At 72.1% G+C, this 16,716-nt stretch carries 18 protein-coding genes and 1 pseudogene; 4 read left to right on the top strand and 15 right to left on the bottom strand.

The window, feature by feature from the left end; genetic code table 11:
* A partial coding sequence (locus tag ABZV94_RS34200; RefSeq protein WP_356347480.1) for an ROK family protein occupies positions 1–618 on the bottom strand: 618 nt, incomplete at its 3' end.
* A gap of 213 nt (positions 619–831) precedes the next feature.
* Here ABZV94_RS34200 and ABZV94_RS34195 point away from each other — a divergent pair.
* Positions 832–1,881, top strand: a complete 1,050-nt coding sequence (locus tag ABZV94_RS34195) for a LacI family DNA-binding transcriptional regulator (protein WP_356347478.1) — start codon at positions 832–834, stop codon at positions 1,879–1,881.
* A gap of 63 nt (positions 1,882–1,944) precedes the next feature.
* On the opposite strand, the gene ABZV94_RS34190 is transcribed toward ABZV94_RS34195, so the two are convergent.
* The 6 genes from ABZV94_RS34190 to ABZV94_RS34165 form a co-directional block, all read right to left on the bottom strand.
* A complete protein-coding gene (locus tag ABZV94_RS34190) occupies positions 1,945–3,243 on the bottom strand; it encodes an aldolase (RefSeq protein ID WP_356347476.1) in 1,299 nt (432 codons plus the stop codon).
* 189 nt (positions 3,244–3,432) lie between these two features.
* Positions 3,433–4,395 carry an electron transfer flavoprotein subunit alpha/FixB family protein gene (locus ABZV94_RS34185; RefSeq protein ID WP_356347474.1) on the bottom strand — a complete coding sequence of 321 codons (963 nt, stop codon included), beginning with the start codon at positions 4,393–4,395 and terminating at the stop codon, positions 3,433–3,435.
* Positions 4,396–4,447: 52 nt separating this feature from the next.
* Positions 4,448–5,233 (bottom strand): electron transfer flavoprotein subunit beta/FixA family protein, encoded by a 786-nt coding sequence (locus ABZV94_RS34180; RefSeq protein ID WP_356347472.1) that lies wholly within the window; start codon positions 5,231–5,233, stop codon positions 4,448–4,450.
* 228 nt (positions 5,234–5,461) lie between these two features.
* On the bottom strand, positions 5,462–5,971 hold the full coding sequence (locus ABZV94_RS34175) for a flavin reductase family protein (RefSeq protein WP_356347470.1): 510 nt from the start codon (positions 5,969–5,971) through the stop codon (positions 5,462–5,464).
* 44 nt (positions 5,972–6,015) lie between these two features.
* Positions 6,016–6,096, bottom strand: a complete 81-nt coding sequence (locus tag ABZV94_RS34170) for a putative leader peptide (RefSeq protein WP_356347483.1) — start codon at positions 6,094–6,096, stop codon at positions 6,016–6,018.
* An 83-nt stretch (positions 6,097–6,179) separates the two neighbouring features.
* Positions 6,180–6,581 carry a thioredoxin family protein gene (locus ABZV94_RS34165; RefSeq protein ID WP_356347468.1) on the bottom strand — a complete coding sequence of 134 codons (402 nt, stop codon included), beginning with the start codon at positions 6,579–6,581 and terminating at the stop codon, positions 6,180–6,182.
* A gap of 310 nt (positions 6,582–6,891) precedes the next feature.
* Here ABZV94_RS34165 and ABZV94_RS34160 point away from each other — a divergent pair, with 310 nt between their 5' ends.
* Complete coding sequence (locus ABZV94_RS34160) at positions 6,892–7,620, top strand: lysophospholipid acyltransferase family protein (RefSeq protein ID WP_356347466.1); 729 nt, start codon at positions 6,892–6,894, stop codon at positions 7,618–7,620.
* Between the two features lie 558 nt (positions 7,621–8,178).
* Here ABZV94_RS34160 and ABZV94_RS34155 read toward each other — a convergent pair.
* From ABZV94_RS34155 to ABZV94_RS34140, 4 genes are all read right to left on the bottom strand, one after another.
* Positions 8,179–8,781, bottom strand: coding sequence for a transglutaminase family protein (locus ABZV94_RS34155; RefSeq protein WP_356347464.1), 603 nt, complete (start codon positions 8,779–8,781; stop codon positions 8,179–8,181).
* Positions 8,782–8,874: 93 nt separating this feature from the next.
* A complete protein-coding gene (locus ABZV94_RS34150; RefSeq protein ID WP_356347463.1) occupies positions 8,875–9,945 on the bottom strand; it encodes a low specificity L-threonine aldolase in 1,071 nt (356 codons plus the stop codon).
* Positions 9,942–10,688 carry an SDR family NAD(P)-dependent oxidoreductase gene (locus ABZV94_RS34145; RefSeq protein WP_356347481.1) on the bottom strand — a complete coding sequence of 249 codons (747 nt, stop codon included), beginning with the start codon at positions 10,686–10,688 and terminating at the stop codon, positions 9,942–9,944. The genes ABZV94_RS34150 and ABZV94_RS34145 overlap by 4 nt, the downstream gene beginning before the upstream one ends.
* A 41-nt stretch (positions 10,689–10,729) precedes the next feature.
* A complete protein-coding gene (locus tag ABZV94_RS34140) occupies positions 10,730–12,127 on the bottom strand; it encodes a DUF6421 family protein (RefSeq protein ID WP_356347461.1) in 1,398 nt (465 codons plus the stop codon).
* 355 nt (positions 12,128–12,482) lie between these two features.
* On the opposite strand from ABZV94_RS34140, the gene ABZV94_RS34135 reads away from it, so the two are divergent.
* On the top strand, positions 12,483–13,166 hold the full coding sequence (locus ABZV94_RS34135; protein WP_356347457.1) for a glycerophosphodiester phosphodiesterase family protein: 684 nt from the start codon (positions 12,483–12,485) through the stop codon (positions 13,164–13,166).
* A 40-nt stretch (positions 13,167–13,206) separates the two neighbouring features.
* Here ABZV94_RS34135 and ABZV94_RS34130 read toward each other — a convergent pair whose 3' ends face one another.
* Positions 13,207–13,746 carry a GNAT family N-acetyltransferase gene (locus ABZV94_RS34130; protein WP_356347455.1) on the bottom strand — a complete coding sequence of 180 codons (540 nt, stop codon included), beginning with the start codon at positions 13,744–13,746 and terminating at the stop codon, positions 13,207–13,209.
* A 69-nt stretch (positions 13,747–13,815) separates the two neighbouring features.
* Between ABZV94_RS34130 and ABZV94_RS34125 the strand changes: the two genes are divergently transcribed.
* Positions 13,816–14,208, top strand: coding sequence for a VOC family protein (locus ABZV94_RS34125; RefSeq protein WP_356347454.1), 393 nt, complete (start codon positions 13,816–13,818; stop codon positions 14,206–14,208).
* 77 nt (positions 14,209–14,285) lie between these two features.
* Here ABZV94_RS34125 and ABZV94_RS34120 read toward each other — a convergent pair whose 3' ends face one another.
* From ABZV94_RS34120 to ABZV94_RS34110, 3 genes and pseudogenes are all read right to left on the bottom strand, one after another.
* On the bottom strand, positions 14,286–15,194 hold the full coding sequence (locus ABZV94_RS34120; RefSeq protein WP_356347451.1) for a GNAT family N-acetyltransferase: 909 nt from the start codon (positions 15,192–15,194) through the stop codon (positions 14,286–14,288).
* Between the two features lie 120 nt (positions 15,195–15,314).
* Complete coding sequence (locus ABZV94_RS34115; RefSeq protein ID WP_356347449.1) at positions 15,315–15,896, bottom strand: MarR family transcriptional regulator; 582 nt, start codon at positions 15,894–15,896, stop codon at positions 15,315–15,317.
* A pseudogene (locus ABZV94_RS34110) lies at positions 15,893–16,621 on the bottom strand (FUSC family protein); the annotation flags it as partial. The pseudogene ABZV94_RS34110 and the gene ABZV94_RS34115, both read right to left, overlap by 4 nt.
* Positions 16,622–16,716 lie beyond the last annotated feature (95 nt).

Raw genomic sequence — 16,716 nt, 5'->3', positions numbered from 1 at the left:
GTCGGGCCCGGGGCGCCACCCCTGCTCCAGGGCCCGGCGGGCGATGTTCGGCCCGCTGGCGATGCGCTCCACGCACCCGCGCGAGCCGCACGGGCAGGGATCGCCGTCCAGGTCCACGCTGATGTGGCCGATGTGCCCGGCGTTGCCGGTCGGACCGGGATGCAGGCGTCCGCCCAGCACCAGGCCGCCACCGACACCGGTCGAGACCACCATGCACAGCGCGTTGTCGTGGCCGCGCGCGGCACCCTGCCAGTGCTCGGCCGCGGTGATCGCCACACCGTCGCCGATCAGCTCCACCGGCAGGCCCCCGGTGACCGTACGCACCCGGTCCACCAGGGGGAAGTCGCGCCAGCCCGGCACGTTCACCGGGCTGACGGTGCCCGCCGAGGCGTCGACCGGGCCGGCGCTGCCGATGCCGAGCGAGCCCGCGCGTTCCCACAGGGGCGATGCGGCGAGGTCGCCGAGGACGTCCGTCACGGCCCGCATGACCGTTTCGCCGTCCTGCTGGGCCGGCGTGGCGCGCTGGGCCCGGGCCAGGATCCGGCCGCCGCCGTCCACCAGCGCGCCGGCGATCTTGGTGCCGCCGATGTCCAGGGCCGCCACGAGGTCGGTGTGCATCAGAGTCAGATCTCCCCGTTCAAGCTTGAAAACCAAAAGAGAAGCAGGCCGGTCAAGCGGTGGGGGCGCAGGCCGGAGACAGCGGTGGACAGTCTCTCGCGCATCTGACAACGTTGTCCAGGCTCTATGCTCGACGCCACATCCTCATACAAGCCCACGGATCCCGCACCACCCCCCGTGGACGAGTCGGACGAGAGACAGGACTGACGCATCGTGCCCGAGACCACCCGCCGCGCAGACCGCCTTCCCGGGACCCGGTACGGCAACCGCCCGACGATGAAGGACGTGGCGGCGCGCGCCGGGGTCGGGCTGAAGACGGTGTCCCGGGTGGTCAACGGGGAGCCCGGGGTCACCCCGGACACCGAACGCCGGGTCCAGGAGGCCATCGAGGCGCTCGGCTTCCGCCGCAACGACAGCGCCCGGGTGCTCCGCAAGGGCCGGACGGCGAGCATCGGCCTGGTGCTGGAGGATCTCGCGGACCCGTTCTACGGCCCGCTCAGCCGCGCCGTCGAGGAGGTGGCCCGCGCGCACGGAGCCCTGCTGATCAACGGCTCCAGCGCCGAGGACCCGGAGCGTGAGCAGGAGTTGGCGCTGGCGCTGTGCGCGCGCCGGGTGGACGGACTGGTGGTGATCCCGGCCGGGGACGACCACCGCTATCTGGAGCCGGAGATCAGGGCGGGTGTGGCGACCGTGTTCGTGGACCGTCCGGCCGGGCGGATCGACGCGGACGTGGTGCTGTCCGACAACTACGGCGGCGCCCGCGACGGGGTCGCCCACCTCATCGCGCACGGCCACCGCCGGGTCGGGTTCATCGGCGACATGCCGCGCATCCACACCGCGGCGGAGCGGCTGCGCGGCTACCGGGCGGCCATGGAGGACGCGGGCATAGCCGTCGAGGAGCGCTGGATGTCCCTCGGGGCGACGAACCCGGAGCGGGTGCGCCGGGCCGCGGAGGAGATGCTGTCCGGCACCGACCCGGTCACCGCGATCTTCGCCGGCAACAACCGGGTGACGGTCACCGTGATCCGGGTCCTCGCCGAACGGTCCCGCCCGGTCGCGCTCGTCGGCTTCGACGACATCGAGCTGGCCGACCTCCTCCAGCCCGGCGTCACGGTCGTCGCCCAGGACGCGGCGGCCCTGGGCCGCACCGCCGCCGAACGCCTCTTCCGCCAGCTGGACGGCACCCTCCTCGCCCCCGAGCGCATCGAGCTGCCGACCCGTCTGATCACCCGCGGTTCGGGCGAACTGCCCCCGGCGGACTGAGCGGGCCGAGGGCGCCGTCGCCCCGCGTCCCGGAGGCCGCCGGGCGGGGCGCGGCCGGGTCGGTCACTGCGCGGACGCGGTCAGGTCACCTCGACGGGGGGACGCGAAGCCCTCCAGGTCGGTGCGGGTCAGGCCGGTGAGCCGGGCGACCTCGGGCAGGTCGAGGGCGCCGCAGTCGAGGCCGCGGAGCAGGTACCCGCTGAGGGCCTTGGCGGTGGCGGGTTCGTCCATGACGTCGCCGCCGGTCCGGTCGGCGTACCGGGCGAGGCGGGCCGCCGCCTGCTCGAAGCCCTCGCGGTAGAAGGCGAAGACGGCCGCGTAGCGGGTGGGGATGTGGCCGGGGTGCATGTCCCAGCCCTGGTAGTAGGCGCGGGCGAGGGCGCGGCGGGTGAGGCCGTAGTGGAGGCGCCAGGCGTCGTGGACCTTGGCGGTCGGACCGACGGGGAGGATGTTGGTGGAGCCGTCGGACACGCGGACGCCGGTGCCGGCCGCCGCGACCTGCATGACCGCCTTGGCGTGGTCGGCGGCCGGGTGGTCGCTCGCCTGGTGGGCGGCGGAGACGCCGAGGCAGGCGCTGTAGTCGAAGGTGCCGTAGTGCAGCCCGGTGGCGCGGCCCTCGGCGGCCTGGATCATGCGGGCGACGGTGGCGGTGCCGTCGGTGGCGAGGATGGCCTGGCTGGTCTCGATCTGGATCTCGAAGCCGAGGCGTCCGGCGTCCAGGCCGTGCGCCTTCTCGAAGGCCTCCAGGAGCCGGACGAAGGCGCCGACCTGCTCGGGGTACGTGACCTTGGGCAGGGTGAGGACCAGGCCCTCGGGCAGGCCGCCGGCCTCCATGAGGCCGGTGAGGAAGACGTCGAGGGTGCGGATGCCCCGGTCGCGTACGGCGGCCTCCATGCACTTCATGCGGATGCCCATGTAGGGGGCCGCCGTGCCGTTCGCGTACGCCTCGGCGATCAGGCGGGCCGCGCGGGCGGCCGTCTCGTCCTCCTCGGCGTCGGGGCGGGGGCCGTAGCCGTCCTCGAAGTCGACGCGCAGGTCCTCGACGGGCTCGCGCTCCAGCTTGGCGCGGACGCGGGAGTGGACCGGCTCGGCCAGTTCGTCGGGCAGGCCGAGGACCGCCGCGAAGGAGGCGGCGTCGGGGGCGTGTTCGTCGAGCAGGGCGAGCGCCTGGTCGCCCCAGGAGCGGATGGTGCCGGCGGTGAAGGCGTCCCCGGGGACGTACACCGTGTGGACGGGCTGCCGGGTGCCGGGGTCTCCGGGGTAGCGGCGCTCCAGCTCCGCGTCGACCGGTGCGAGGGAGGCGCTGATCTCCTCGCTGACGGCACCCGCGAGGCTCGTCGCCACCTTCTCCTGCTGACCCATCCCACACCCTCCAAATTTCCGCTCTACGGAATCAACAATCCGTAGAATGAAGTTATCCGGGTGATTCTCCCTGGTCAACACCCCGTCCGGACGCTGGTCGCCCACACCCCGCCCGCTCCAGCACCAGGATGCACCGAGGCCCCGGTGACCGGATCGGTCACCGGGGCCTCGGGCGCGCCCTGGGCGGACTCAGCCCTTGCGGGTCTTGATCTCCTCGGTCAGCTGCGGGACGACGTCGAACAGGTCGCCGACGACACCGAAGTCGACCAGCTCGAAGATCGGGGCCTCGGCGTCCTTGTTGACGGCCACGATCGTCTTCGAGGTCTGCATACCGGCGCGGTGCTGGATCGCACCGGAGATGCCGTTGGCGATGTACAGCTGCGGCGAGACCGACTTACCGGTCTGGCCGACCTGGTTGGTGTGCGGGTACCAGCCGGCGTCGACGGCGGCACGCGAGGCACCGACGGCCGCGCCGAGCTGGTCGGCGAGGGCCTCGATGATCGCGAAGTTCTCGGCGCCGTTGACACCGCGGCCACCGGAGACCACGATCGCGGCCTCGGTCAGCTCCGGGCGGCCCGTCGACTCGCGCGGCGTACGGCCGGTGATCTTCGTGCCGGTCGCCTTGTCCGAGAAGGTCACGGACAGGGCCTCGACCGCGCCCGCGGCCGGGGCGGCCTCGACGGCGGCCGAGTTCGGCTTGACCGTGATGACCGGGGTGCCCTTGATGACGCGGGACTTGGTGGTGAAGGACGCGGCGAACACCGACTGCGTGGCCACCGGGCCCTCGTCGCCGGCCTCCAGGTCGACGGCGTCGGTGATGATGCCGGAGCCGATGCGCAGCGCCAGGCGGGCGGCGATCTCCTTGCCCTCGGCGGAGGACGGGACCAGTACGGCGGCCGGGGAGACGGCCTCGTAGGCGGCCTGGAGGGCGTCCACCTTCGGCACGACCAGGTACTCGGCGTACTCGGACGCGTCGTGGGTGAGGACCTTCACCGCGCCGTGCTCGGCGAGCGTGGCGGCGGTGTCGGCGGCGCCGTTGCCCAGCGCGACGGCGACGGGCTCGCCGATGCGGCGGGCCAGGGTCAGCAGCTCCAGGGTGGGCTTGCGGACGGCACCGTCCACGTGGTCGACGTAGACGAGGACTTCAGCCATGGGATTGCTCTCCTGCGAAACGAAGTTGAGGGGCGGTCAGCGGGGGCGAGCCTCAGATGAACTTCTGGCTCGCGAGGAACTCAGCGAGCTGCTTGCCGCCCTCGCCCTCGTCCTTGACGATGGTGCCGGCCGTGCGGGCCGGACGCTCGGTCGCGGCCTCGACCTTGGTGAACGCGCCGTCCAGGCCGACCTCCTCGGCCTCGATGTCGAGGTCGGACAGGTCCCAGGACTCCACCGGCTTCTTCTTGGCCGCCATGATGCCCTTGAAGGACGGGTAGCGGGCCTCGCCGGACTGGTCGGTCACGGAGACGACCGCCGGGAGCGAGGCCTCCAGCTGCTCCGAGGCGGCGTCGCCGTCGCGGCGGCCCTTGACCACGCCGTCCTCGACGGAGACCTCGGACAGCAGGGTGACCTGCGGGACGCCGAGGCGCTCGGCGACCAGCGCGGGGACGACGCCCATGGTGCCGTCGGTGGAGGCCATGCCGGAGACGACCAGGTCGTAGCCGGCCTTCTCGATGGCCTTGGCCAGGACCAGGGAGGTGCCGATGGCGTCGGTGCCGTGCAGGTCGTCGTCCTCGACGTGGATGGCCTTGTCGGCACCCATGGAGAGGGCCTTGCGGAGCGCGTCCTTGGCATCCTCGGGGCCGACCGTCAGGACGGTGACCTCGGCGTCGTCCGCGTTCTCCGCGATCTGGAGGGCCTGCTCGACCGCGTACTCGTCCAGCTCGGAGAGCAGACCGTCGACATCGTCGCGGTCGACGGTCAGGTCATCGGCGAAGTGCCGGTCGCCAGTGGCGTCGGGCACGTACTTCACAGTGACAACGATCCTCAAGCTCACGCCGGCTCTCCTACTGCATCGTCATTTCGGGCTGCCTCTTGCAGGCAGCATAGGCGCCTCAAGCGGCCGATCCCGGTCGGGGCGTCCGCGCGCTCCGAACGAAATATTACTCGCCAGTACACCTACTTCATGCCCGCTAAGCAAGCGCTTTGAACTGTGACCTTCGCAACGCAGCGTAACCGGAACTCGACGGCCCCGCAGGAGGGGGTGGCGCGACGGCGGACGTGATCAATCCCGCAGGCCGTTGAAGCGGCCCTGGTGGTAGAGGAGCGGGCGGCCGGCACCCGAGGAGTCGCCGAGGACCACCTCGGCGAGCACGATCCGGTGATCACCGGCCGGGACCCGCCCGACGATCCGGCACACCAGCCAGGCGAGCACGTCGTCCAGCACCGGTACGCCTTCCGGGCCATCCCGCCAGACGGTGGGCGCGCCGAAGCGGTCGGCGCCGCTGCGGGCGAAGGTGGCGGCCAGCTCGCTCTGGTGCTCGCCGAGTATGTGCACGCCGACGTGGTCCGCCTCGGCCACCGCGGGCCAGCTGGAGGCGCCCGTGCCGATACCGAAGGAGATCAGTGGCGGGTCGGCGGAGACGGAGGTCAGGGAGGTGGCGGTGAAGCCGACCGGGCCGTCGGCGCCACGCGCGGTGATCACCGCCACACCGGCGGCGTGCCGGCGGAAGGTGGAGCGCAGCAGATCGGGGGAGGCGAGCTGAGCGGTGCCGAGGTCGGGCGTGGCCGTCATGGAACTGTCCTTCTGCGAAAGTCGGGGCGGGGGTCCGTGGCAGCTCAGCAGCCCGGACAGCACGCGCTCGCGGTGCGGGCCAGGTCGACGTGGACCCGGCCGTGGAGAAGGAGTTCGGTCGGCATACGGTCAGGCTGACGATGGATGGTGCGTGCAGTCAAGCCGCTGCCGGGATCCGGAAGCTGTCTCAGCGTTGCCTGACACGGGCTCACACGGCCTCCCCGAGCGCGGCGATGACGTCGGCTTTGCGTGGCTGTCCGGTGGCGCGCCGCACCACGCGTCCGCCTGCGTCCAGGACCAGGACGGTGGGCGTCCTGACGATCCGCAGTTCACGTACGAGGTCCAGGTGCGCCTCGGCGTCGATCTCGACGTGGGTCACGCCCGGGACCATTCCGGCGACCTCGGCGAGGACGCGCCGGGTGGCCCGGCAGGGTGCGCAGAAGGCGCTGGAGAACTGCACGAGCGTCGCGCGCTCCCCCAGTTCGCCGCCCAGTTCGGCCCCACCGAGCCGCCTTCCGTCGTCGTGCCCGCGCACCCGCGTTCTCCCCTTCCGCCGCTTCCGCGGCACTCCCCGGGTGCCCGCCGCGGCGGGCACCGCCCGGCACACCACCGGTCGTACCCTGCAAGAGCGTTCCGGCAGCCGCAAAGATTCCCGGACCCCGCGGAACGCGGTGGCCGCCGTCGCGGCCCGGCATGTTCCGGCCCACGCGGGGAACCACGACACGGGTGGAGCAAGGAGCATGAGGATCCACGGTGGGATGTAGGCCGACGTGACGAGGATCTCGCCGACGCGGGGCACCAGGACTGGCTCCCCGTCCGTTCTTCGGGCACGATCTGCGAGACGCCGAAAACCTACGGCTGCGTAACTTTCCCGCCGGGAGCCCCTTTCCCGAGCAGAGCAGAAAGGGTCCACCCCGCCCATGGCAGAGCTGGTCTACCGTCCCGTCATCGGTTTCGCCAAGACGATGTTCAAGGTCTGGGATCTGAAGATCGACTGCCAGGGGTCGGAGAACATCCCGCGCGCGGGCGGCGCCGTGCTGGTGAGCAATCACATCAGCTATCTGGACTTCATCTTCAACGGGCTGGCCGCGTTGCCGCAGAAGCGTCTGGTGCGCTTCATGGCGAAGGAGTCCGTCTTCCGGCACAAGGTCTCCGGGCCGCTGATGCGGAGCATGAAGCACATCCCGGTGGACCGCGCACAGGGCGAGGCGGCGTACGCGCACGCGCTGGACTCACTGCGGTCCGGTGAGGTCATCGGGGTGTTCCCGGAGGCGACGATCTCGCCGTCCTTCACGCTGAAGAGCTTCAAGTCGGGTGCCGCCCGCCTGGCCCAGGAGGCGGGCGTCCCGCTGATCCCGATGGCGGTGTGGGGCACGCAGCGGCTGTGGACGAAGGGCCACCCCCGCAACTTCAAGCGCAGCCACCTGCCCGTCACCATCCGGGTCGGCGAGCCGGTGGAGGCACCGCGCGACCAGTACGCCGGCGCGATCACCCGCCGCCTGCGCGAACGCGTCCAGGAGCTTCTGGACGCCGCCCAGCGCGCCTACCCCGGCCGCCCCAAGGGCCCGGAGGACACCTGGTGGCTCCCCACCCACCTGGGCGGCACGGCACCGACGGCCGAGGAACTGCGCGCCGTCCAGGCCCACTGAGGCGCACGACACGGGCCGGGGACACGGGTCCCGGCCACGGCCAGGGGTGGCTCGGCCGACAGAGCGCCCGACAGGGGTCCACGGCACGGCTCGCATGCGACGCCTCGAACTGCGCTCGGTGCGGCACATGACGCCCGCGTCGTCGCGCCACACCGCCTCCCCCGGCTCGGCGTTGTTCCACCGCCTCCACGTCGGCCGCGACCGTCACGAAGTACCTCTCGCCGCTGACCCGTACCAGCCGCATCCCGCCCCGACGCGACCGGTCTCCTCGCCGCCGACGCGGATCGGCTGCACCGGTCCGCCGGCGGGTTGATCCGGGGGCGGTCCGGCCCCGGACAGGGCCCGTCGGCCAGTGCCTCGGCGCAGTCGCGGGGACGGGAGCGCTCGGCGCCGAAGGCGGTGCCCACCTCGCGCCGGGCGGCCACGTGCGGATCCTCCGCGCGGTGCGCGTCCCCGGCGTACGAGTGGCTGGGCTGGGCGACGGGCGGCGGCGTCCGGCATTCCGGACTCGCCGGGCAGCGGGAGTCGTCGGGCGAGGGCGAAGACCATCCTCCCGGCTCAGAGGGCGCTGGGGAGCGCGCTGGGGAGCGTCTTCCACAGGTGCGGCCGGTCGGGTGCGCTCCGCAGGGCGGCGAGAACGACCGGATGCGGTTCGGCGTACAGGACCGGGTAGTCCATCTCCTGCGACGAGGGGTCCGGGATCCAGGCCAGCCGCTCGCCGTCCAGGGAGAACCGGGCGTCGACGCCCGGCTTGTTGCCGCGAGGGTCCTGCCGGTGCCAGGCCCCGTGGAAGCGGACGGCGACCAGGCCATGGACCGCGAGACCGCCCTCGCCGTCCGCCAGCCGCTGGTAGCACAGCGCGGTCGGGATGTCCTCGGCCCGCAGCAGGGCGGCCAGGGCGTGCGACTTGGCGTAGCAGATGCCCGTACCGAGGGTCAGCACGTCGGAGGCGCGCCAGGTGACGCGGAGGTCGCCGGAGTCCTGGGAGTGCGGGATGGCGTCCCGGACGAATTCGTAGGCGACCCGCGCATAATCATACGAGTCAGCGACCTCGGCCGCCAAGCGGGCGGCGGTCTGCCGGACCACCGGGTGATCGTGGTCGATGGCCTCGTCAGCGGCCAGGTAGGCGGACAGGTCGGCGGTGTCCTGGATGAGCTGCATGCCCGCAGAGCATAGGTATGCGATCACCCGATCGTCAATGACTTTTCAGGTGACCGCATACCTATGCAGAGAGAGTTGTTCGCGGGGTCGGCGCTAACGCGCCATCTCCTCCTTCAGCGCCGCCACGAACGTGTCGACGTCGTCCTCCGTGGTGTCGAAGGAGCACATCCAGCGCACCACCCCGGCACCCTCGTCCCAGAAGTAGAACCGGAACCGCTTCTGCAACCGCTCGCTCACGTCGTGGGGCAGCTTGGCGAAGACACCGTTGGCCTGCACCGGGTAGAGGATCTCCACGCCGTGCACCGCGCGGACGCCCTCGGCGAGCCGCTGGGCCATCTCGTTGGCGTGCCGGGCGTTGCGCAGCCACAGGTCCTTGGCGAGGAGGGCCTCCAACTGCACAGAGACGAAGCGCATCTTGGAGGCCAGCTGCATCGACATCTTCCGCAGGTGCTTCATCCGCCGCACCGCGTCCTGGTTCAGGACGACGACCGCCTCGCCGAACAGCGCGCCGTTCTTCGTCCCGCCCAGGGAGAGGATGTCGACGCCGACCGCGTTGGTGAACGTCCGCATGGGCACGTTCAGGGAGGCGGCGGCGTTGGCTATCCGGGAGCCGTCCAGGTGCACCTTCATGCCGCGCGCGTGGGCGTGCTCGCAGATCGCGCGGATCTCCTCGGGCGTGTAGAGGGTACCCAGCTCGGTGCTCTGGGTGATCGAGACGACCTGGGGCATCGCCCGGTGCTCGTCCTCCCAGCCCCAGGCCTGCCGGTCGATCAGCTCGGGCGTGAGCTTGCCGTCCGGCGTCGGCACGGTGAGCAGCTTGAGCCCGCCCATGCGCTCGGGCGCACCGCCCTCGTCGACGTTGATGTGCGCGCTCTCGGCGCAGATCACCGCGCCCCAGCGGTCGGTGACCGCCTGGAGCGCGACGACGTTGGCGCCGGTGCCGTTGAAGACCGGGAAGGCCTCCGCGGTGGCCCCGAAGTGGCTCCGGATGATCCGCTGGAGGTTCTCGGTGTAGTCGTCCTCGCCGTACGCCACCTGATGGCCGCCGTTGGCCAGGGCCAGGGCGGCCAGCACCTCCGGGTGGGCTCCGGCGTAGTTGTCACTGGCGAAACCGCGGACCTGCGGGTCGTGGTGCCGACGCGCGTCGGTCTTCGGAGGGTTCACGGCTTCTCGGTCAGCCACAGACGGTTTCCGTTCACTTCCGCGGCGGGCTTGCTCCAGACGCCCTCGATGGCCTCGGCCAGGTCCTTGACGTCCGTGAAGCCCGCGAACTTCGCGTTGGGGCGTTCGGCGCGCATCGCGTCGTGCACCAGCGCCTTCACCACCAGGATCGTAGCCGCGGAGGTCGGTCCCTCGGGGCCTCCCGCCTTGCGGAAGTAGTCGGCCATCGCGAGTGTCCACGCCTCGGCGGCGGCCTTGGCCGCGGAGTAGGCGGCGTTGCCGGCGGTGGGCTTCGTGGCGCCGGCCGCGCTGATCAGGACGTACCGGCCGCGGTCGCTGCGCTGCAGCGCCTCGTGGAAGGCGAGGGAGGTGTGCTGGACGGTCTTGACGAGCAGCAGCTCCAGCAGGTCCCAGTCGTCGAGGCTGGTCTTGGTGAAGGTCTCGCTGCCGCGCCAGCCGCCGACCAGGTGCACCAGGCCGTCGACCCGCCCGAAGTCCTTCTCGATGTGCGCGGCCCAGTCCCGGGTGGACTGCAGGTTCAGCAGGTCCACCGTGTCGCCGGTGACGGTGGAGCCACCGGCGGCGTAGCGGGCCGCGTCCACGGCCTCCGAGAGCCGTTGCGGGTCGTTGTCCGCGCCTACGACGGTCGCGCCGGCCTCGGCCAGGCGCAGCAGGGTCGCACGGCCGGCGGGCCCGCCCGCGCCCGCCACCGCGATCACCGCACCGCTGAGAGACCCGTTCCCCACCATGTTCTTCCCCTTTTGAGCAGTGTTCCGGAGGCGGTCGCTCACGCGGCGACCCGCTCGGCGGTGTCCGCAGTGATGCCCTTCGTCGAGGCGATCACGTTCTTCAGCTTCTTGGACAGCGCCTCATAGAACATGCTCAGCGGAAACTCGTCCGGAAGCACGTCGTCCACGAGCTTGCGCGGGGGCTGGGTCAGGTCCAGGGCGTCCGGGCCCTTGGCCCACTTGGAGCCCGGGTGCGGGGCCAGGTAGGTGGAGACCAGCTGGTAGCCGGCGAACCAGTGCACCAGCTTCGGGCGGTCGATGCCGTCCCGGTAGAGCCGCTCGATCTCGGCGCACAGCTGGTTGGTGACCTGCGGGGCGCGCTCCCAGTCGATGGAGAGCTTGTTGTCCGTCCAGCGGACGACGTCGTGCTTGTGCAGGTAGGCGAAGAGCAGCTGGCCGCCGAGGCCGTCGTAGTTGCGGTTGCGGTCACCGGTGACCGGGAAGCGGAACATGCGGTCGAAGAGGACCGCGTACTGCACGTCACGGGCCTGCGGGACGCCGTCCGCCTGGAGCTTCACGGCCTCCTTGAAGGCGGTGAGGTCGCAGCGCAGCTCCTCCAGGCCGTACATCCAGAACGGCTGGCGCTGCTTGATCATGAACGGGTCGAACGGCAGGTCGCCGTGGCTGTGGGTGCGGTCGTGGACCATGTCCCAGAGCACGAAGGCCTCTTCGCAGCGCTTCTGGTCGTGGACCATGGCGGCGATGTCCTCGGGCAGCTCAAGGCCCAGGATGTCGACGGCGGCCTCGGTGACACGGCGGAAGCGGGCGGCCTCGCGGTCGCAGAAGATGCCACCCCAGGAGAAACGTTCCGGCGCCTCGCGGACGGCGATCGTCTCCGGGAACAGAACGGCGGAGTTGGTGTCGTAGCCCGAGGTGAAGTCCTCGAAGGTGATGCCGCAGAAGAGCGGGTTGTCGTACCGGGTCCGCTCCAGCTCGGCCAGCCAGTCCGGCCAGACCATGCGCAGCACGACCGCCTCCAGGTTGCGGTCCGGGTTGCCGTTCTGCGTGTACATCGGGAAGACGACCAGGTGCTGCAGGCCGTCGGCGCGGTTCGCGGCCGGGTTGAAGGCCAGCAGGGAGTCCAGGAAGTCCGGCACCTGGAAGCCGCCTTCGGCCCAGCGGCGGAGGTCCTTCACCAGCGCCTGGTGGTAGGCGGCGTCGTGCGGGAGGAGCGGGGAGAGCTCCTCGACCGCGCCGGTGACACGCTCGACGGCCGCCACGGCGTCGATCCGCTCCGGGGCGCCCTCGGCGTCGAAGTCGATCGATCCGTCCTTCGACTGCCATGGCCGGATGCGCTCCACGGCATCCTTGAGCACGGGCCAGGCCGGGTGCTCCACCACCCTGGTCAGCGGAGAAACCCGATCCTCCGCACCCGACTGCACAAGAATTTCCGTCATGTCCCATCCTCCACAGGAGAACCTCGCGTAGAGACACCGTATGCATACCCGGTTTCTCTCAGCAAGAGCGGGATCGGGAAATTATTCTGTCCATCCCCTTGGTCACCGCTGTTTTTCCTGCTGTAAACCGTGACGACGCTCACTTCCGCGACAACGTGCGAGCCGGAGGCGGCCATGATCCGATGGATACCGGCCGGCCGGCAGCCGTCCCGGGTGCCGGATGCCCGGTGCAGCCACGGGTTCAACGCGCGGCCCGGCCACTAGGCTGCGAGCCTGCCGCGTGGACGACGACGTCCGTACGGGGGCCGTCGGTCCGCGCGTCGCCGACCCGCCGTCGACGGAAGCGAGTTGAACCTTGAACTTCCTTATCCTCGGTCACCGCGGTGTCATGGGCGTCGAGCCCGAGAACACCCTTCGTTCCTTCGTCGCCGCGCAGCAGGCCGGCCTGGACCTGATCGAACTCGATCTGCATCTCAGCAAGGACGGCGCCCTGGTCGTCATGCACGACGCGGAGGTGGACCGCACGACCGACGGCTCCGGAGCGATCGCCGAGAAGACCCTGGCGGAACTGCGCGCCCTGGACGCGGGCCGCGGGGAGCCGGTGCCGGTGTTCGAGGAGGTCCTGGAGGCGGTGGACATCCCGCTGCAGGTGAAGATCGAGGACGTGGCGTCGGCGCGGGCCCTGGCCCAGGTGATGCACGCGCGGGACCTGACCGCGCGGGTCGAGGTGTCCTCCTTCGACGACGAGGCGGTCGCCGAGATCGCGCGGCTGGTGCCGGGCGTGCGCACCGCGCTGGCCGCGAGCCGGTACGGCACCGACGTCGTGGACCGCGCCGTCGCCGTGGGGGCCGCCACGGTGTGTCTCGACATCCGCCGGCTCACCCTGGAGACCGTCGAGCACGCGCGTGCGTGCGGGCTGCGGATCATCGGCTGGGTCGTCAACACGCAGGACCATCTGCGGCTCGTCCGCGCCCTGGGGCTGGACGGGGCGACGACCGACTATCCCGAGATCAAGCGCACCGGCCGCTTCACCGCGTGATCCGGCGCCCCGGCCCCGCGCCCGGACGCCTGCCGGAACGTCACACCAGCGGCTTGACCAGCACCTCGAACCGCAGGTCGGCGCGCTGCGGAATCCCGAAGCGCTCGTCGCCGTACGGGAACGGCATCGTCTCGCCCGTACGGCGGTAGCCGCGGCGCTCGTACCAGCCGATCAGGTCCTCCCGCTGGGAGATCACCGTCATCCGCATCTCGGTGGCCCCCCAGGTCTCCCGGGCCACACGTTCCGCCTCCGTCATCAAGATCTTGCCGAGGCCCCCGCCCTGAAGGGTGGGACTGACCGCGAACATGCCGAAGTAGGCGTGATCGTCGCGGTGTTCCACCTGGCAACAGGCGACGATGCGGCCGTCGCGCTCGACGGTCAGCAGCCGGCTCTCGGGGGCCTTGATCACCTCCAGCACGCCCTGCGGGTCGGTCCGCTGCCCCTGGAGGAGGTCCGCCTCGGTGGTCCACCCGGCCCGGCTGCTGTCCCCCCGGTACGCCGACTCGATCAGTGCCACGAGGGCGTCGACGTCGGCGTCGGTGGCGTCGCGGAACGTGAGTCCGGTGGCGAGGGCGTCCATGAGTGCGGTCTCCGATCTGGCGTGGCTGAGCCAGGGACGAGGGTAACCCTGCCGCTAGGCTCCCCCCGCATGGTGCACGTACTCAGCAGCCGGATCCTGCTCCGGCCCACCGATCCCGAACGCTCCCGCGCCTTCTACGGCGAACAGCTCGGGCTGCCCGTCTACCGGGAGTTCGGTACCGGCCCCGAGCGCGGCACGGTCTACTTCCTCGGCGGCGGCTTCCTGGAGGTGTCCGGCCGGTCCGAGGCCCCGTCCCCGCCCTCGGCGCGACTGTGGTTGCAGGTCGCGGACGTGACGGCCGCGGAGAAGGAACTGCGGGCACGGGGCGTCGAGATCGTCCGCCCTCCGGTTCGGGAGCCCTGGGGCCTGGTCGAGATGTGGATCAGCGACCCGGACGGCACCCCGATCGTCCTGGTGGAGGTCCCGTCGGACCATCCACTGCGGTACCGGCCGGGGGTCTAGGGTCTTTCGTTCGGATCAGCCCGGCATGATCCGAACGAGAGGCCCTGGGGGTGAACGACGGGTGCGGAGCGGGCCCTTCAGCGCGGGTGGTGTTCCCGCCCGCGGTCCGTGCGGGTCAGTTCGTGGAAGCCCGCGTCGCGGAGGCGTTCGACGCGGGCCGTGTCGTCGGCGCGCTCGTAGGCCGGCACCCGGTCCGCCCCGCACGACCGCAGCCAGTCGGCGGCGTGGCCGAGCAGCCGGCGCTCCCGGCCCCGCCCCCGGTGGGCGGGCTCGACGTGCAGGTTGGCGATGTCGGCCAGGCCCCCACCGCGCGCGTGGCGTTCGGGGCGGGCCAGGGAGGTGTCGGTCTCGACGAAGCCGATGACGCCCGCGTCGGTGCGGGCGGTGAAGCGGGTGCCGCACTCCCCCACCGTGCGTTCGACCGCCACCCCGGGGTACGGCTCGGCGCCCGGCAGGTCGGCCGTGCGCGCGAGGAGGATCACCTCGGTGACCCCGGTGTGCCGGAATCCGGCGCGTTCGTAGAGGGCCCGGACGTGCGGCCAGGGCCGGGGCAGGCCGTACACGACGGGGGCGGGCAGGTCTCCCGAGGCGCGCCGGACGCGGACCCGCCGGCGGGTCAGGCAGGCCAGGCAGGCACTCATCAGCAGGGCGGGGGCCTGCTCCGTGCCCTGCCGGAAGGGGGCGGGGGGACGCCAGAGGAACCAGGCGATCTCGCCGGCGTCCCGGTGGTGCGGGCCGACCTCCTCGTCGGCGCGGTACCGCCTGAGGTGGGCCGCCGCGACGACGTGTCCGCGCTCCTCGGCGACGAGCGCGACCCGCTCGCCCACCCACGGATCGGTCACGAACTCCTCGGGTTCCCGCTCCAGCGAGCTGAGCACCGTGTTCACGGAGACGGAGACGCCGGGCACGACGGCGGCCACGTGGGCGTTCACCAGGTCGGTCAGCTGATCGCGGTCGTCGCGCCGGAAGGGGCGTACCTCGGGCATGGGTGGCGTTCTCCGGCTCGACCGACCGGGGGTCGGTGCTCTCCGGGGGTTTGCGGTGTGCCGTCGCCGTCGTGGTCGCCACCGGTGACCTGACCCGACCTCGCGACGACGGGGCGGGGCCTAGGCGCGCAGGCCGCTCATCCGGCCCTCCAGGCGGCTGAGCAGCTCGGCGAGGAGGCCCGCCAGTTCGCCCTGGCCCGCCGGGTCGAGGACGGACAGTACGGCCGTCTCGTAGGAGAGCTGTTCGGGCAGGATGCCGTCGACCAGGTCGCGGCCGGCGTCGGTGAGGCGGACGTGGGCCACGCGGCGGTCGCGGGTGTCGCCGCGCCGTTCGACCAGACCGCGCTCGGTGAGCTGCTTGATCCGCTTGGTGACGGCGGCGCCGGAGGAGAAGGTCTCCCGGGCCAGCTCGCCCGGGGTCAGCTCGTGGCCGGTGCGGCGGAGCGCGCCGAGCAGGTCGAACTCGGCGCGGCTGAGGCCGGCGCGGCGCAGCGGGGCGTCCTCGGCCTGCTGGAGCAGGGCGGCGCAGCGGTTGATCCGGCCGATGATCTCCATGGGGCCGGTGTCCAGCTCGGGGTGGACGGCCCGCCACTGGCGGACGACGGCGGAGACGGTGTCGTCGCGCGCGGGGTCGGTACCGGCTCCGGGCCGGGCACCGGTCGCGTCGCTCCGGGGCGTCGGTCCACCGTTCGTCGCCGTCATGGCCGTATGTCCTCCGTCGTCCTGCCCGGGTCCTGGTCCCGGCCCCGGTCGTGGTCCTGGTCACGGCCCGGTGCCTGCCGGCTGTCCGGGTCCTGCGGCACGAGGCCCTGGCGCCGTACCGTCGCCGCGAGCGTACGGTGTCCGGCCTGCTCCGTGAGCACGACCCTTTCCTCGGGCAGGGCGCGCTGCCACCACTCGCCGGCGGCGGCGTCGGCCGTGGTGCGCAGATCGACCAGGGCGGCGGCGAGGGCACGGCGGGCCGAGTCCAGGGCGCGGGGTTCCGGCCGCGGCTCGGCGAGCAGGCGGGCGGCGTGCTCCCGGGCCCGCTCCGCCGCGGTCAGGGCGCGCTCCAGGCGGTCGCCCGCGCGCCGGTTGGTGACGGCGACGGCGGCGACGAAGCCGACCAGGGCGCCGACGAGGGTGTCCGCGATCCGGTCGGTGATCAGCTCGGCCGGGTCCTGGGTGCGCGCGAACTCGGTGATGAGCAGGGCCATCGGGGTGACGCAGACGCTGCCCAGCCAGTAGTTGCGCCCGATCAGCGCCTCGGCGCCGAAGTTGAGGGCGAGGCAGCACAGCACCAGGACGGCGGGGTGCAGGTGGGTGAGCGGGGCGAGCGCGGCGAAGAGGAGGACGCCGAGGAGGTTGCCGACGACCCGCTGGACGCCCCGGCTCCAGGTGAGGGTGACGTTGGCCTGGTAGAGGGAGGCCGCGGTGACCAGCGCCCACCCGCAGCACCCTCACGTCCGCCTCGGCCGCCCGGTGCGCGGCGAGGAAGGCGGGGTCCCGCCGGGCCTCCTCCGGCAGGGGGGCGCCGGTGATC

Origin of the sequence: Streptomyces sp. NPDC004658, assembly GCF_040609555.1 — a bacterium.
Taxonomy (GTDB): domain Bacteria; phylum Actinomycetota; class Actinomycetes; order Streptomycetales; family Streptomycetaceae; genus Streptomyces.
This window is presented reverse-complemented; position numbering and strand designations above follow the sequence as displayed.

Excerpts from the sequence above, each read along its gene's own strand:
- ABZV94_RS34130 (WP_356347455.1), bottom strand. The coding sequence starts at position 13,746 with ATGGACGCCCTCGCCACCGGACTCACGTTCCGCGACGCCACCGACGCC.
- ABZV94_RS34115 (WP_356347449.1), bottom strand. The coding sequence starts at position 15,896 with ATGACGGCGACGAACGGTGGACCGACGCCCCGGAGCGACGCGACCGGT.
- ABZV94_RS34140 (WP_356347461.1), bottom strand. The coding sequence starts at position 12,127 with ATGACGGAAATTCTTGTGCAGTCGGGTGCGGAGGATCGGGTTTCTCCG.
- ABZV94_RS34190 (WP_356347476.1), bottom strand. The coding sequence starts at position 3,243 with ATGGGTCAGCAGGAGAAGGTGGCGACGAGCCTCGCGGGTGCCGTCAGC.
- ABZV94_RS34170 (WP_356347483.1), bottom strand. The coding sequence starts at position 6,096 with ATGCCGACCGAACTCCTTCTCCACGGCCGGGTCCACGTCGACCTGGCC.
- ABZV94_RS34155 (WP_356347464.1), bottom strand. The coding sequence starts at position 8,781 with ATGCAGCTCATCCAGGACACCGCCGACCTGTCCGCCTACCTGGCCGCT.
- ABZV94_RS34125 (WP_356347454.1), top strand. The coding sequence starts at position 13,816 with ATGGTGCACGTACTCAGCAGCCGGATCCTGCTCCGGCCCACCGATCCC.
- ABZV94_RS34185 (WP_356347474.1), bottom strand. The coding sequence starts at position 4,395 with ATGGCTGAAGTCCTCGTCTACGTCGACCACGTGGACGGTGCCGTCCGC.
- ABZV94_RS34175 (WP_356347470.1), bottom strand. The coding sequence starts at position 5,971 with ATGACGGCCACGCCCGACCTCGGCACCGCTCAGCTCGCCTCCCCCGAT.
- ABZV94_RS34120 (WP_356347451.1), bottom strand. The coding sequence starts at position 15,194 with ATGCCCGAGGTACGCCCCTTCCGGCGCGACGACCGCGATCAGCTGACC.
- ABZV94_RS34160 (WP_356347466.1), top strand. The coding sequence starts at position 6,892 with ATGGCAGAGCTGGTCTACCGTCCCGTCATCGGTTTCGCCAAGACGATG.